This window comes from Cellvibrio sp. (genome assembly GCF_039207905.1).
Taxonomy (GTDB): domain Bacteria; phylum Pseudomonadota; class Gammaproteobacteria; order Pseudomonadales; family Cellvibrionaceae; genus Cellvibrio.
Window position 1 is genome coordinate 48305 of sequence record NZ_JBCECX010000019.1, and the last position, 14332, is coordinate 62636.

The 14332-nt window shown below is 41.8% G+C and carries 10 protein-coding genes; 6 read left to right on the forward strand and 4 right to left on the reverse strand.

The window, feature by feature from the left end; genetic code table 11:
- Positions 1–6 precede the first annotated feature (6 nt).
- Positions 7–2199: an HTH domain-containing protein gene (locus tag AAGC78_RS12915; protein WP_435784500.1), complete on the forward strand. Its 2193-nt coding sequence runs from the start codon at positions 7–9 to the stop codon at positions 2197–2199.
- Positions 2186–4060 carry a hypothetical protein gene (locus AAGC78_RS12920; RefSeq protein WP_435784501.1) on the forward strand — a complete coding sequence of 625 codons (1875 nt, stop codon included), beginning with the start codon at positions 2186–2188 and terminating at the stop codon, positions 4058–4060. Before AAGC78_RS12915 ends, AAGC78_RS12920 begins: the two co-directional genes overlap by 14 nt.
- Positions 4061–4410: 350 nt before the next feature.
- Here the strand turns inward: AAGC78_RS12920 and AAGC78_RS12925 are convergent, their stop codons facing one another.
- Positions 4411–5052: an HD domain-containing protein gene (locus tag AAGC78_RS12925; protein WP_435784502.1), complete on the reverse strand. Its 642-nt coding sequence runs from the start codon at positions 5050–5052 to the stop codon at positions 4411–4413.
- A gap of 129 nt (positions 5053–5181) precedes the next feature.
- Here AAGC78_RS12925 and AAGC78_RS12930 point away from each other — a divergent pair, with 129 nt between their 5' ends.
- Positions 5182–6138: a GlxA family transcriptional regulator gene (locus AAGC78_RS12930; protein ID WP_435784547.1), complete on the forward strand. Its 957-nt coding sequence runs from the start codon at positions 5182–5184 to the stop codon at positions 6136–6138.
- Between the two features lie 434 nt (positions 6139–6572).
- Positions 6573–7112, forward strand: a complete 540-nt coding sequence (locus tag AAGC78_RS12935) for a hypothetical protein (protein ID WP_435784503.1) — start codon at positions 6573–6575, stop codon at positions 7110–7112.
- 13 nt (positions 7113–7125) lie between these two features.
- On the opposite strand, the gene gmtX is transcribed toward AAGC78_RS12935, so the two are convergent.
- The 3 genes from gmtX to gmtY are packed head-to-tail and all read right to left on the reverse strand — an operon-like array spanning position 7126 to position 12636.
- Positions 7126–7749, reverse strand: a complete 624-nt coding sequence (gene gmtX / locus AAGC78_RS12940; protein ID WP_435784504.1) for a gamma-mobile-trio protein GmtX — start codon at positions 7747–7749, stop codon at positions 7126–7128.
- A gap of 1 nt (position 7750) precedes the next feature.
- The gene (gmtZ, locus tag AAGC78_RS12945; RefSeq protein WP_435784505.1) at positions 7751–11131 is read right to left on the reverse strand and encodes a gamma-mobile-trio integrase GmtZ; all 3381 of its coding nucleotides are present in this window, start codon (positions 11129–11131) and stop codon (positions 7751–7753) included.
- On the reverse strand, positions 11131–12636 hold the full coding sequence (gene gmtY, locus AAGC78_RS12950; protein WP_435784506.1) for a gamma-mobile-trio recombinase GmtY: 1506 nt from the start codon (positions 12634–12636) through the stop codon (positions 11131–11133). Before gmtY ends, gmtZ begins: the two co-directional genes overlap by 1 nt.
- A 693-nt stretch (positions 12637–13329) precedes the next feature.
- Between gmtY and AAGC78_RS12955 the strand changes: the two genes are divergently transcribed.
- Both AAGC78_RS12955 and AAGC78_RS12960 read left to right on the forward strand, forming a co-directional pair.
- Positions 13330–13770, forward strand: coding sequence for a band-7 C-terminal domain-containing protein (locus tag AAGC78_RS12955; protein ID WP_435784507.1), 441 nt, complete (start codon positions 13330–13332; stop codon positions 13768–13770).
- A gap of 14 nt (positions 13771–13784) precedes the next feature.
- On the forward strand, positions 13785–14249 hold the full coding sequence (locus AAGC78_RS12960) for an NfeD family protein (RefSeq protein ID WP_435784508.1): 465 nt from the start codon (positions 13785–13787) through the stop codon (positions 14247–14249).
- The last annotated feature ends 83 nt before the right edge of the window (positions 14250–14332 follow it).

The following is a 14332-nucleotide window of genomic DNA, read 5'->3' on the forward strand; positions in this document are numbered from 1 at the left end:
GGAAATTTGCTGGAAAGTAAGAAGCAGATTTCACTTCTCAAGCAATCTTACTCAAATGAAGTTGAGCTTCAAAAGCTTGAGATAAATTTAGCTATCTACAGTGGGGACTGGGAGGCGTTGAACGTCTTTATTGAAAGAAATTGGAGGGAACGGGAGAGCTTAGGTGCAAATGATTTGCTACAAGCCGCTTTATTAGCGAAAGCAATATCACCGTCCCGTGCAAAGCAAATTTTGGAATTCGCTACGAATAAATACCCTGATGAGCCAGAGTTACTGGCGTCTGCTTATTTTACTGCTACTACAATGGGGTGGGAGGATAATCAGGAGGTGTCTTCATGGCTCAATAAGGCAGTTGTCCTATCAACTGATGACGGACCGTTGCGTCCTGCAACCCTACAACAGTTGAAGGATATTATGACTGACGGTCGTCAGCGCAATGATCGAATATACGAAGCTTATGAGGACAGTACAGCTCCTGTTTTTACTGTTATGGAATTATTAAATAGAACCATGTCCGACTTCTATCTCATTCAACCTATTGAAAATATTAAGGAGTTAGATGTACGGCGAAAAAAAATAATGGCGATCATTAGTTCTGTCAGACCAAAGAATTTTATAAGTGGAGGTGTTATTGCTCTTGATAGATCGAGTTCATTAGTCATAGGTTTTCTTGGTCTGCTTAATCATCTATTCGATTGTTTTGAAAAAATTGTTATCCCACACTCCTTTATGCGTTGGTTATATGAGGAGAAGCAAAAGGTTTCGTTTCATCAGCCGAGTCAAATCACAAGGGCGAAGAGATTCGAAAAGTTAGTTTCGGATGCTCGAATTTCTATATTCCACCCTAAAAAAGCTGGTAATCCGGAGTTATCAATTGACGTGGGCGAAGATCTTGCTTGTATGCTGGAGCAAGCGAGATCAGGATCAGCAAATGAGCCAGTGTCCTACGTTGTATGTTCCAATCAATTTTATGAGTTAGGAGATTCCTTCAAGGACATAGAAATTGATCTTTCGGCTTACAGTGGCCATTTGATTTCCTGCTCTCAATTGATAAAGAAAGTAAATGATCTAGGGGTGATAACTGAAGATCAATGCTCACGAGCACTTAGATATTTAAGCAGGCATGAAAAAGAATGGCCGGATACCATAGAAATAAAGGACGGCGCAATCTTATACCTTGATTCGTTATCGATAACCCATCTAATGACAACTGATATGTTGGAGCGAATTGCTGAAGCGGGCTTTAAAGTTTATGCACACAAAGATGAACGTGAAAAATATAAACGGCTGATTAGTTTTGATCTAGCTGTAGTTGAAGCTGGATCAATGTTAGAGGATATAAGGAAGGTTTTCTGTAATGGTATAAATGAAGCAAAGATTATATTGGCTGAAATGCCATTAATCGCGGACCGTTCTTCTTCAGACCCCATTGGATTCGGATTGCCATCAGAGGAAATCTTAGAAATGCTGAAGATTTGCGATGACGCCCTCATTGATGATCGATTCTTCAATCGGCATGAAAGAATCATAGTTGGGGATCGGAGTGTTCGTGTCCATACCAGTCTCGACTTTATTGAATCCCTTTACCAAAAGCAAATAATCACAGTTCAACAAAAATTTGATTTTAAATCAGCGCTCAGGGACGCCGGATTTTCATTCGTTTTCATCGACCCAGAAGAGCTCAGTTTTCATTTATCCCACTCTCCTGTTGTGAGTGGTGAGTTAAAACAGACGAAACAGCTACGAGCATTCAAGGAAAACTTCCTTTTGCTTCGGATTTCTGGTCTGGTTCAACTGCCAAGGGACGCTCAATGGTTGCATGAGACCATGAAAATAATGACTCAGCAGCTAAAAAACTTATGGTCAATGGATAGTACGTCAGAGCAATGTTGGGTGAGATCAAATTGGCTATACGAACTGTTAGATTTCCGAGGGTGGGCTCAATACCATGATATTAGAGGAGATGATGGTATGGCTACTTTGGGTGAACTTATTAGGATTAGCTCTATATTCATTGTCCCGGACACATTATCTGCTGAAAAGAAGATTGATTATAAAATGTGGTTGGATACAGCGGTGCTGGACCCGCTAAAGGAATTAGACCCCTACAGCTATATCAATTTAATGAAATCAGTTAAATCTCAGATGAGTGACTTTTGTAACTTATCGACTCAGGGAGATGCAGATGTCCAGAGTTAATTTTGTTCGAGAACAACTAGCGTCTCATTTTATGAGTCTTTTGCCGGAATCGATTAACTCTCACTTATTGTCAGACAAGGAATTTGTAGAGGCTTTAGATATATCGCTTGATACATCAATAGTCTTTAAAGAAGAAAACGTGTCTTTCTCTAGAGATATTTTATTCGATGCGGTTCGCAATTCTTTTTTAGAAATTGGAGCCAAATTTCAATTGACTGACAAGGACGGTAATGCTTGGACAGTATCATCAATACCAAATGAAAAATCTGCATTTTCTTTAGTTAAAGGCAATATCGAGATTAAAAATTCCACATTCTGGCCGCTAATTTCTCAAGTTGAGAAACGGTTAGAAATATTTGAGGAAAAATCAAAGGTTGGAATGTTTTCCTCAATTGATGCAGCAAAATGGACAGAGATTCTGTCAGGCTCATTTATTTCAGATCAGAATGTTTCTGATTTACTTCTCGATATTGATTGTAGTCCCGCACATGTGGAAGAACTCCTCAGAGAGGAATTTTCCGGCTCCACCAATAATGTAAATACATTGGCACCAGATAGTGCTGGCTATTATAGTAGATTAATTGGGCGGTATACCAAGAGTGCAGGTATTGATGAATTTTGCGCTAATGAACTAAAAGAATTTTTCGAAAATCGAGTCGATAAGAAGATAGATATTAATGATCTTCTGATTTGCTCTCATAGCTCAATATCAAAGGTCGTCGCTGAATACTTGATAGATCCTATTGAATTTCTCCAAGTCGCTAAAATTGCACTTGACCTCGGTCATCCGATACTTTTAATAGCATGCCTTGAAGTTGGAATTAAGAACTTTATTGGTACTGCGGCTACTGAAATACGGAGTCTTTATAGACGACTAACGTCTCAGGATGTTTTAGATAATTTACGCCTATTTTGCTCTATGACAATATTTGTTGATGGTGAGTTAGCTAGATTACAAATATTCAAAGACTCCCCCCCATTCTATAGACGATTGGCTTCGTTGACTCAGTCGGCATTGATTGTGAAAGTTGCCTTACTAGAAGGAATTGCATTCGGAAAAATCGAGCATTGGGCCTCTCAGCAACGAGGCCTGTTTTTCTTCTGTCAATCATTTGTGGATCTGAGAAGTGAGCACCGATGGTTGCCGTCGTATTTGACTGCTGAACAACATATCAATGAATTGTATGGGCGCCTGTCAAATATATGTGATATAGCCGAGAAAAATGAATGCATTAGGGAGATTGTTGAAGATTTGGTGCAAGGAAAAAGGTTAACTTTAAGTGCATTTTTACCGGGTCCATTGGAGGGGAATTCTAAGCCAATTGCGATTCCGGATGAAATTTCAAATTTGCTTTTTAAAAAAATCGACAAAAATCCAACCCCAGAATCATTTGTAGTATTGATTAATTCTGCGCCCTTTTGGAAGATTGATGAGGAGCATTTAGATCGAATAGTTACTTTGCTGGAGGAGGCGCAGCACCAATTACGGTCTGTTCATGACAAAGATTCTGTATACCAAGTACTGACAGGATTGGCCCATGTTTCATGTGTGTCGAGAAACACAAAGCTCGCTTCTTCATTGTTTGTTCTGAGTAGAATTTATAGGGACTTTTTAGAGGTTGATTCGGACCCTCAAAATTATTTGGCCATGGGCATTGTGGCTGCGGCTGCTCATGGTGATATTGATGGTTGGGCCAACTATATTGGTCGTTGGAGCACCGAATTGGTATATTTACCTTTAAGTACTAATTCTGCTTTGAAAATCCATTCAATGCTTGAGCGACTTTGTATTCAGGAGCCTTATCTATTTTATACATGCTCGAAGGCACTCGATATATTAAAAATGCTTTCTGAAAAATAGACACCATTTTTATCAATTTTGTGTTTAAAAGATGATTATCATTTTGCTTTATCACTCCATATAGATTCTACGGCTATATGGTCGCCGTCTTGAAGTAATCGGTGTGGGAAATTTCACTAAGAAAATTTCACGAATGTAGTCCTTCCAAACAATTAAAGCTTTAGAATTTATATTGGCTTTATCGAAATTTTCAGCCAACGTAGCAATTGATTAAAGTAATAGTGGCTAATGTCCGCAATTGGCCGGTCAGCGACGTTCGTGCCGTGACCGACCAAAGCGTTATATGAGTTTGATCCTAGGGGTCTGATGTTCGATACATCTATACCTTGTGAAATCGACGCAAGACAGTATTAGTTGGGCCACTGGGAGTTTCGAATAATACTGCAAAAATTTCCGGGTTTGAATGAAGGTTCTTTAGTGGCGATAACGTCTGCTTTGACGTTGCCAAACGTCGTTTCAGGCTTATTTTTAATGCCATCATAGAATGCTTGAATAATATCCTCTTTAAAATTGCTACCTCTTGGATGTGCTTTTACGATTGCGTCACGATCCGCATCGCTGTATTCAGGGTAAGTAAGCCCGAGTACATCCATTTCAACTCCGGCCGTTACCAGTGCTACCACAGGGTGCATATGCTGTGGAATCCCTGGTGTGGTGTGTAAGGCAATTGAAGTCCACACGGTGTCAATATCGTGCTGATTTATTCCTTTGCTTTTTAAAAATTCGCTAGCCGCGTTTGCCCCGTCAACTTCGAATCGATCACATGCACTACTGTGTTTGTGAGTCAGCCCCATGTCATGGAACATACAGCCGCAATATAGTAGTTCCGCATCGTATTTTAGCCCGAGCTTTTGGCCAGCCAAGGCAGCAAAATAAAACACCCGGCTTGAATGGTGGAACAGTAACGGCGAAGCCGTTTCTCTTACTATTTCCGTAATATCGCGAGCTAGCGCAGAGTCAGGAATTTTTACGCCGTTAAGGTTCAAGTTCATTTACATACTCCAGTGGAAATTTGGTGGAGTACAAATCTTCATTGATATTGCATTTGGCATCAATTGGCGTGTTGTTTGAAATTCTGCCATTATCCGTTGTATTGAGACATGGGTGGAAATATGACAGTAATGAAAGAAATCGCCATTCTTGCTTTGCCAGGGGTTCAATTGTTGGACGTCGCGGGTCCATTGGACGTATTTGCACAAGCCAACTTGCAAGCAGGAAGGGTTTTGTATCAATGCATTGTTGTTGGTATCAGCGCTGGTGCTATTCGAAGCTCCTCAGGTGCCAGGTTGTATGCGGATGGCTCAATAAAAGATGTCGTAAGGAAGTTAGATACGGTCCTTATCGCTGGCGCCCCCAATGCTGGCTCCCGCAAATTGCACTCCGCTACTATCGAGTGGATTCGTGAGTCTGCCAACCGCGCCCGACGTTATGGCTCCGTCTGTACTGGTGCCTTATTGTTGGCGCAATGTGGGTTGCTGAAAAAACAACGAGTTACTACCCATTGGGCTTGTGCTAAGGAGTTATCTGAAGCTTATCCTCTTCTCCGCGTGGAAGAGGACGCGCTCTATGTTCGCGATGGCAAATTAAGAACGTCGGCAGGCGTCACTGCTGGGCTCGACCTTGCTTTGTCATTGGTTGAAGAGGACTGCGGAAGAGAGATCGCAAAGCAGGTGGCCTCCCATTTGGTGATGTACTTCAAGCGCCCTGGGGGGCAATTACAGTTCAGCCGTGCAGGTGAATCCAGTTTGGGGGGGCGGTCTGCATTGCAAGAGGTGCAGCGTTGGGCTCTTGCTAATCTTGCTTCCGAACTCTCGATTGAATCCCTCGCAAACCACGTAGGATTAAGTCCTCGACATTTTGCTCGATTGTTCACATCTGACATAGGTGAAACACCGGCCGCCTGGATCGAGCAAGCACGCGTAAAAGCTGCTCGCGAATTGCTTGAGGAGTGCGGTGATTCACCTAAACAGGTTGCAGGTAAAGTTGGGTTTGCCAACGTGGATACTTTTCGTAGGTCATTCGTAAAGCATGTGGGCATTACACCTGCGGTCTACCGTAAGCGATTCCACTCTACCTGAGGCCTCCAATCGGCAGAATACCTTTGTAGCTCTTCGGATTAGGTCTCAGAACTCTACGCACCACTCTAAACATCTGTTGAATGTTCTCAGCCATCTTTGATCTTATGCCGATTCAATATTTTGGTTTGTTTATGATGAATCTTTTAAAAAGACGCTGACTGGCGCATTTCAGGCGGCAGAAATATAGCGTAATTGACGTCAATTTCTCTATTATGACTGCTTTTGGTCGGTTGTGTTCGTTGAGTTTGAGTGAATAGCGGCCTTGGCTGCACGTTAGGATATCTGCTTTTTTGTGGGCGAGACGATACTGGACCGTTAAAGCGTTGAGCCTGAAAGACCCAATAAATTTTTCATCGCTAAATATCCCGCTCGATCTTTTGAATCAGTATTATTAAAGTTTAGCTACCGAGTATGATAATTTTAGGGACGTTGCTATGAGCCAATCGAAGTCCACAAAAATGCCAAGTGCAGATTTAAGCTTGGATCAGCAGATCGCCTACCTGCGAAAATTTGGTGAGGATTGGCCTCTGCGGATCGTGGCCGTTGTGTCCGCTTTGATCGCAACTGCCTGCGCATATGCGTTTAGCCAATCGGAGCATGTGCAGCTAAATGTACTCTTACTATTTGTTGCCGGTATAAGCGGTTTACTAGCCGTTGCCATCTCAATACAACTACCGGAGTGGCAACGAGCTGCTCGGGCAACGAGGGTAGGCCGCCGCGTTCAAAGTTCACTAAAACTCATCGTGGATCGCAGCGATTCGGACAATGTCGTGATTTCAGGTGAGGCGAACGAAGGGCGTGTGGTGTGGCACCTGCAATTCAGCAATCCTATCGGCTGGGCGCCTGAAAGTGGTGAATGGCCATGTAAAATGGTGATGCTTTCAGACGAGCCCGTTCCGGCACTTATCGAATTAGAACACGGGTTGTTGATACCGACTCGGAGGTCTCGGCGGACTGAAAATCTTCAAAAGTAATAGTTCGATTTTTTTACATAGATTCCAGTATTTTTTTAATTGCGGACATAAAACCAGGTTTAAATATTTGATTGTTGCGTGATCCCAAAACTTGTCCTCTGTCATCTACCTGCCAATGATTACGTTCAATCACCTCACTTGAAATGCAGTGTTCAAGGGCTCTTCGTTCTATCTCGGTAAGCATAACTGCACTGAAATTCGAGCTAGATTGGGGAGGGCGAAGATCAATATGAAGTTCTGTAATTTGCTTCAGATGATTTAATTCATTCCTCTGTGCAATGAACTGGTTATAGAGATCCTCAGCATGCCATTTTAAATTAGGCCGTTCAATCTCCTCGATCCAGGAATTTTCTGATGTCTTCTTTTTGAGCTTTTTACTTGCTGGTGCTTTCTCTCGGTGCCATTCATTGATTAAGGTTCGATAAATCGCACCGGACGTGTTTCTAATCGCCTGAACACTCGGACCGCCCATAGCTGTACTCAACCTCCCAATCATTGCTATAGACAGATTCTGGCTTCCTCGTTCGATTTGATCTTTGCAAATTGAATTTATTAGATCAAGGGAACGTTTCGTTTTCTCAGTTTTGCCTGACTTTAGCTGTTCGAGAAATTCGTCCATTTGAGATAAATCGGTCAATTTAGCCTCCGATTCTATCGGCGCTTCGTTGCAGTCCATTTGATTTGAGTTGCAAGATATCAACTAACTCAACTTCACATGATTTTAAGCTTTCGTCGTCCATCAGCTCTCGTAGTGTATTTATACCTTTGACCGCTCGATCAAGTTTTTCCTGGCTGCCAAGCTTATGTTGAAGTAGGTTGGCTATCTGATTTCCAGCTTTCAACTGATCCTCAACGCTCAACTTAAAGAAAACAGGGGCGAGGCCATTGTTATCGAGTAAGTGGTCAAATAGCTGCGAGCGACGAGGTACAGCACGAGAAGGATTAGAAAAAATGTATAAGTCTGCGTTTTTACAAATGTTGTTGAGTTGGTTAAATTCATATGTCTCTTCAAGTCCGATGGAAAATGTTTGCGCATCTGATGCGATTAGCTGAGTTCGATTTTCTCCTTTGTTGGACTTATTGAGAATTTCTGTAGCCGTGTTTGCAATTCGATAGCACATAATTAAATCGATTGTTAACGAATCTAATTTTGTTGTTTCTCTAGCTAACGCATCTTTGTTCATAACACGTTCAGAATGTTTCTCAAAAGGGGTATTCGATTCGCTTAAATCAAATTCTTCTTCATCGAGCCTCTTTATATTTAGTTCTAATTGCGCAAGTTTTTCCGCATGCTCATTACAACTCAATATTATTTGATTGGCTAAAGCGGTGAGGCCGCCAAGGAATGCCGGTCCACTGATTAAAAATCTACAATGTAGGCAGTTTTGAGATCCGAGAAAACCTTTCGGAACTGGCTCATATCCACTACCTTTTTCTTTTTTCGCACCACCTTGATCGCATCCCGCACCTGACATTGCGCATATCCCCCAATCAAAAAACGTATATGATGCCCTAGGCCATTTCTCATTAAGCGAATTTATAAAATCCCCTGTTACTGAAAACAGTTCACTTCTAGCTTCATCAATTTTCCCCGCCAGAAATATGTCTTGAATTCGGTCGGCTGACTTTTTAAACATTTTTTGTTCCGCTTCAGCAAATTGTCTTGCCATTTCTGGTTGCGAAATCTTCGTGTAGTAGATAGTCATCACGATTGATGCATGCCCGACCAACTTGGATATGAACGGAACTGCAATTTCTCCATCTAAGATGTAACTGGTGATCAAGCTGACTCTAAGCGAATGCGGAGTATACTCAGAGCTAAATGTTGCCAAGGCCCCAGATTCGCCTTGCTTGGTCGCCAATGGTAATTTTTCAGACTGTATATTCCACAGCACGCACGGTAAAACGCTGCCAAATGCTTGGTTTGTAGACATTGGTGAATGCGATTTTATTTCCTCCACCTTGGTTGGATCTCTAAATAAAAATGTCTGGGTACCTCGTGCATCTAAGACGGCTTTGTCTATTGTCCGAGGCAGAGAAATTTCGGTCCATTTGGTCGGAGTGCTTATTGGATTGTATTTGGCTTGCCAGTTGCGTAATTTTATTATCCAGTACGCTAACTGCATCGGAATCCAGGAGACGTCGTAGCCTTGACCGCCTGTTCCTGATTTATTTGTTGTGATGTTCATGCCACTAAGTTCGGTGTCATGGCGGACAAATCTTTTTACGAAGCCCTTGGCGTTGCCCTGCATTACCATGGAACTAGGGTTCTTCTCCCATATAATTTTCTCATTTGTATTGTGCATTTGAGGTATCCACTCGTCTGCTTCTCCACTATCGAGCCAAAGGACCTGTTGGCCTCGCAATGGAACTTGAAGCAATGTATACATAGCGATACTTCTAACAGGTGACCAAAGTTGATAATAAAAGGCTTTTCGTTTACTTGAACAAAAGCGCTCAATGACTCTCCAAACGCAGTCGGGGTCATTTTTGTCGACCATGTAGGGCGGAACTTCAAACCAGTCTGCTTCCATTGCGCCACGAACTTGAATCAAATTTGAAAAATTTTGCGCGTCAGTTGGTACAATCCAATCACGAGCTTTGACAACTAAACTATATGGCAATATTGGCTTCACTGACTCAGATGGTCGAGTGGAGCTGCCTATGAAATTTGTGCTCGATTTTAAAAACGGGTTTTTGTAGCCAGGCAGGATATATAGGTCACCTGTGTCATCATCAATTTCTCCACAAGATGTCTCCAATACATAATTCAAAAAATCATTGAGGAGGCTTATCTTGTTAATGACAGTTTTCTGATTTGAATTATTTTCAAATAAATGGCTTATATTTCCTGCTTCATGTTGAAAATGAAAAAATGGGCCGGGGGAGGTAGGGTGATTAAATTTACATAAATAATTGTTGATAAAAGATTTGGTGACCTCTCTTTTTCTATCCAGGCTTGTTCCCGACACGGACCATTTCCGGGCGAGATCCACCCACTCAGCATATTCGTTAGGGCAGGAGTCGAAGTAGGTCTTTTTTACAAGTATGGATTCCGAATTCACATAGCCTGGCAACGAATTAGTACTTCTTAAATATCGATTCCTACGAACGTGCTCGGCATATTCGCCGCGTGTTTTAATATTATTCTGTTCGCAGTAGAGTTTTGTTTCTGCAAGGTCTAGATACCTGAATTCCATAAATTCTCGGAAAGTTTTTAATCCGTAATGAATATGGGGTTTACTTGGCAGGGCACGATCAACTAACCTTCTTTCATTATATTGTTCCAACGTTTCTACGTTATGCTCCTTCAGTGCACTACGTGCTTTTTCGGCGTCCGGATAGTAGTTTAATAGAAATGCGTACCAGTTAATAAAGTCTTTGTAATAGACTTCAGGTGAGGCTGGCAAACGTGGATCTTGATGCCTCAGTTTTTGATAGGAGTCATAACTATTAATCTTTATCGCTCGGGCGGCTGCGGTGGCCTCGTCCAGGGTTGGGTAAAGAAAACTCCCGAACAGCGCGGTGTGCACGCCGTCCCCGTAATACTTTTTCAGACGACGTTCGGGGGGAAGCTTTTTATCTTCTTTCCGGCGAACTTTGTATTCTGCGTAGGTTCTGATATTCAACTTCTTTAATGCAGAAATTACTTCTTCAGTAGTACTGTATACTTTTCCGCAATATTGTAGCCACGAATGCCACTCATCCTTGTACGTATCAAGCGGACGAGACGGCAAACGGGGATCAAGCATGTATTTTTTTTCGTAGGCGACAGCGCTTTTTATACCAAGTTTCTGGGTCGCTGCGGATGCATCTGCATAGCTTTCGTAAAACTCAGGTGTTGTTTTCGAAAGATAATGATACCAATTAACCCAATCTTTGTAGAATGTCTGCGGATTCGAGGGAAGTTTCGGGTCCTTTTTTTTAAGCTTGTTGTATTCACTTTGCGAAGTTATGCCCAGCGCCTTTGAAGCAATTCTTGCTTCTTCGATAGTTTGATAAAGAAACGGCTTGACCATTATTTTTCACCTCGGAACGTGCTAAAAAGCGGTGCAAAGACACCCATTGGGTCAATGGAACCATATTGGTGGTGGTAAAAATTTGGATAATGATCTACCAAAGTTTTTTCAGGATTTGACGAAGTTAGATTTTCATTCGCGGATGAGTCGATTTTTGAACTAGCGATAGAGAGTTGCTTATTCAGCTCTTCCTGTGATGGCTGGGTGTATACTTGTTGTGAAGAAATAGATTTGTGGTGCATTGCCTTTTTTGTAAAAATTGGGCTCAAACCAGCTTTTCTTAAACGTGTACCGTACGCATGACGATGTGCTTGTGGAGTAGTACCTTGTTCCTTCTGCACTTCATATCCGATTTTATTAATTGCGATTCCATGTGCTCGAATGTAGTTTGATAAAGAAGCTGGCATACCATGTCGGTTGGTAAATGCGAATGGATGTCGCGCTATGTCACCTGCGATAGAGTATTGCGTTTTAAGATATAGTCTCCAGATTTCTAGAAACAGGGCTCCTGAGCTGGTGGGGAACCATTGAACGTAGCAATATTTCTCTTTATCGTTGTCCAACGCCAGTTCTTTCCAGCCCGCATGATATGATTTAACTGTGGATTCGTTTCGGGGTTTTAATCCGTACATTTCCCACAGGTACTCTTGCCTGGTCGCGAATCTTTTTTTGGTTTTTCCAAAATCTTTTGGGGACTTTCCCAGAGATGGATGGTGAAGTTTTACTAACGCCACACCCTTTCGAGTCGGGTCCTCTGATATGTCGGTGATATAAAGGTGAAATGGTTCTGATTCTCGTAAGCCGCCGCAATGTAAAAGAATTGTTATTAATATGTCTCTAAAATTCCAATCATTCCAAGTTCCGCTATCCCCGACTTTAAATCCTTGCGTCAAAAGAGGCATGAACAAGTCCTCGCTGAAAGCATATGTTTTAATTGCTGAGGAAGGGTTCTCACCTGAGAATTTTGAGAATTTATTGAAGCCTGGTTTGCCCAAAAATTGATTGTACAGGTACGGCATGAACGCATTGTTTTTTTTATGCTGATAGGCTGCGTAACTCAGTCCTTTTTCTGGGCAGTAATTTTTTAATAGCTCTGACACAGAAAATATTTCGATACAGTCGTTATCTAAAATATACTCTAAAAATTGATGTACGTGGCTCGCAAGCTCCTTGGCATCCTTAGGCTCCCTAGCTTTCCAGTTCAATTCATTTTCTTCGACTCGTTCTTCGTTGTTAGTTCCGAGTTCAAGTGCTTTGAAAAAGCCTTCAAATAGTTGGCGTGGATTTTTTACTAGACTAGTATTCTTTTCGATGTAGTTTAAAAGCAAAATAATTGCTCTTACAGATTTTCTCATCCAAGATTGGCTATGCGTGCTTTTATCTATCAGGTAGCGTACATGCGAAGCTAGTACTCCGTGATTCTGAATATGTACCACAGGGATTTTTATTTTTTTATCATTTAGGCCTACGCTCACTACTGCTTTTATTTTCAGTTTGTTTAGCATTTTTAATTTCTCGCGTTCAAATTCTCATCTTTTTTTAAGCTACTGCAAAAAAAATTAGAAAGAAAGTGCGGAAAATGTGCAAAAATGAATGTTTCATTTCTTTGACTAAATAATTAGTTTTTGAAATATTTTTGAAGGACTGAAAGCTATTGAAAAATAATGAATTTATTTTAACTATCGATAATATACCAGAAATAAATTAAGGTTATTATTTCGAAATTGCTTATACATTAAGTATCTATATTAAAAAAAGGTCTAATTGTGTGTGCACAGACAATTGAGTTTGTTTTTTTTGATTAAATAATTAGATTTTGGAATATTTTCGAATAGCCGTAAGTTTATTGGAAATCATATGCATGTAATTTTTATATCAGGCATCTTCTTGTGATAAGTTATAGCTATAGTTGTAAGGGGTTGTTAAATTGACCACCCAATGGTGTTGGCAACTGTAAGTCATTGGCCTGTTTTCTAGTGCACTATTTAGCTAGCGAATTTCCGACTGAATCTAAGATATTTGTTATATGTGATGAGGTAGTTTGAAACTCGTTAATTTCTCAATATTGCTTCGTAGTCACGTTTCCAAGAGGCTTTCCCCGCGACTTTCGTTAAATTGTTATACTGAGGTATGAGGTAATAGTTGAGTTACTTGAAATTACGATTCCGCCGTCGATTAAAGAAGACATGGAAAAACAAATGACCGCAGAGCGGCAAAAACGCTCGGCGATCTTAACCGCCGAAGGTGTCAAAATCGCTGCGATTACCACAGCTGAAGGTCAAAAGCAGGCGCGCGTTTTGGATGCAGAAGCTGCGAAGGCGGAGCAAGTTCTCGCCGCAGAGGCGAGTAAAGAAGCACAAATTCTGGAAGCAACCGGTAAAGCAGAAGCTATTCGTTTGGTCGCGATTGCTGAAGCTGAAGCGCTGACAACAATTGGTAAATCGGCAGCGACCGAAGAAGGGCAAAAAGCGGTTGCCTTGAATCTTGCGCAAGGTGCAATTGATGCGCACAAAGCGATTGCACATGAAGGTACTGTAGTATTGACCGATGGTAAAACCAGCGAAAATATTACGACCACTGTTGCGCAAGCCATGGCGGTGTCTTCGTCAATAAATTCTGCACATGCAACTCGCTTCTAGGCTGGAGAAGAGTGATGGGTTTGATTGATCATTTTGCACAGAATCAGGATCATCTTCTCTATGCCATAGCGGGCATCTGTCTGGTGACCGAACTGAGTGTGTTGGGAATGAGTGGCCCACTGTTATTTTTGGCTTTGGGTTGTTTGCTCACCGGTGTGATGGTTTCCATCGGCATGATTAGTGGTTGGGAAATGGAAGTGTTTAGCGTGGCTGTTCTGGCTGCATTAAGTGCGGCGCTGTTGTGGAAGCCGCTAAAAACTTTTCAAAATGCCGGCGTTGGGCGCGATACCAGTAGTGATATGATCGGTAAAGTATTACCAGTGAGCCAATTAATTACGCGTGATCAGGGGGCAGTTGCCTACTCGGGGATTGATTGGCAGGCGCGTCTTGATGCTGCCTACACTGAGCCGGTTGCGGTTGGCAATCGCGCCCATGTAGTAGCAGTGCAGGGGGCTTTACTGCTGGTTCGACCGGAATAAATTCCGTTTGTTTTTAAGAGAGCACCTGATGTTAAGGTGCTTTTTTTATTTGTGCGGGTGGGAAAGTTTTCGCGCCAAAGAAT